The organism is Rhizobium leguminosarum bv. viciae USDA 2370 (genome assembly GCF_002008365.1).
Taxonomy (GTDB): Bacteria; Pseudomonadota; Alphaproteobacteria; order Rhizobiales; family Rhizobiaceae; genus Rhizobium; species Rhizobium leguminosarum.
This window is the reverse complement of the sequence record NZ_MRDL01000020.1, coordinates 1-1,339: the sequence shown is the minus strand read 5'-3', so window position 1 is coordinate 1,339 and position 1,339 is coordinate 1. Positions and strand designations below refer to the sequence as shown.

At 63.8% G+C, this 1,339-nt stretch carries 1 protein-coding gene; it reads right to left on the bottom strand.

All coding sequences use genetic code 11. The annotated features are described in order from the left end of the window. Positions 1-178: 178 nt before the first annotated feature. Entirely contained in the window at positions 179-1,282 is a 1,104-nt protein-coding gene (locus BS629_RS09065; protein WP_018241007.1) for an IS4 family transposase, read from the bottom strand. Positions 1,283-1,339 lie beyond the last annotated feature (57 nt).

The following is a 1,339-nucleotide window of genomic DNA, read 5'->3' as shown; positions in this document are numbered from 1 at the left end:
CCCCATAGGCGCTAACTTAGTTGTCGATGTGCGATGGCTCGTCGCCTTCGCGGTGGCTCGCGCAGTCGATGGAGCAGCCGGGCGATGGCAATCGGCCTGATGGGGCCGTGCAAGACGGCGATAGAGATGTTGGTGATGGCGATGGCGACGAGACGCCAGATTGGCAAGGTCGATCGGTTCAGGCCGCCAGGGGGAGAGAGTCCGGCGCCTCGGGATCGAGGGCCGGCAGGTCATCTTCGGCCAGTAGCGCGGCAAGCAGGGCGGTGTTGATCCACAGGCGAGCCAGGTCGGCGTCCTTTGCGCGCAGGTCTTCCAAACCGATCAGCGACTTCATACGTTTGAAGGCCAGCTCGATCTGCCATCGCAGGCGATAGGTCGAGGCGAGCCGTTCCGGCGGCCAGTCGTCGGCTGTGAGCGATGTTAGCAGCACCAGATAGCCAGCCATCTCGATGCCGGCCTGGCTGGGTCTGTATCGCGCCTTGGCGGCCAACCGGCGGGCCCTTCGCCTGGCTTTCTCAGCCGCCTCGGGTGGTAAGGGTAAAATCACCACCCGTGCCGCCGCCTCGACCTTGGACTTGCCGTCCTGGATCATCACGCACCGATCAAGCATGCCCTTCTCGCCCGCTTCACGGCAGAGTGCCAAGCGATCCAGCAATTGGCCGTCGCTATCCAGCAAGCGCGGGTAGTTGGAAGGGGCGCGGACCAGAAAATCGGCCCCGGCCTCGACCACCTCAGCCAGATCGGCCGCCTTGGCGTGGGCGCGGTCGGCAATCCGAAGCTCGCCGGCCTTAACGCCGCGCGACAGTCGTTCGGCTTCATGGCGATCGGTGACTTCCACCGAACAGAGCGTCAGCCGCGAAAGGTCGAACACCGTATGCACCATCCAGTAGGCCCGCTTAGGCCCAGGCGGTGCAACCACCGTGGCGTCAACCGCCATCAGCCGCAGGTCACTATGTACGCCGGCGAAGGCCTCGGGACAGCGTTCGGCAAGCAACTCCGAAACCAGGCAGCCCACCCAATCGGCACTGGCCTTCAGACGCTTAAGCATCGCTACGTCGGACATCGACGCGAGCGCCCGCTGATCGGCCCAGGCCGCCAAGGTCCGAAGCGAAAACCGACCCAACACATAGGCAAAACACAACCGCAACAGGTCGACCGCGCCGCCCACCTGCCGTTTGCGAAGCAGCGCGCCGGCCTTGCGTGCGCTCGCCTCTAATTCTTCCGCCGAGCCCAATCGTCCGACCAGCTCGTCCCAATCCAACGCTTGCAACAAATCGCTCATAACCACGGTGAATCATCGACGATCATCACCGTCAAGACTAAGTTAGCGCCTATGGGG

Coding starts and splice junctions, on each gene's coding strand:
- BS629_RS09065 (WP_018241007.1), bottom strand. CDS start 1,282: ATGAGCGATTTGTTGCAAGCGTTGGATTGGGACGAGCTGGTCGGACGA.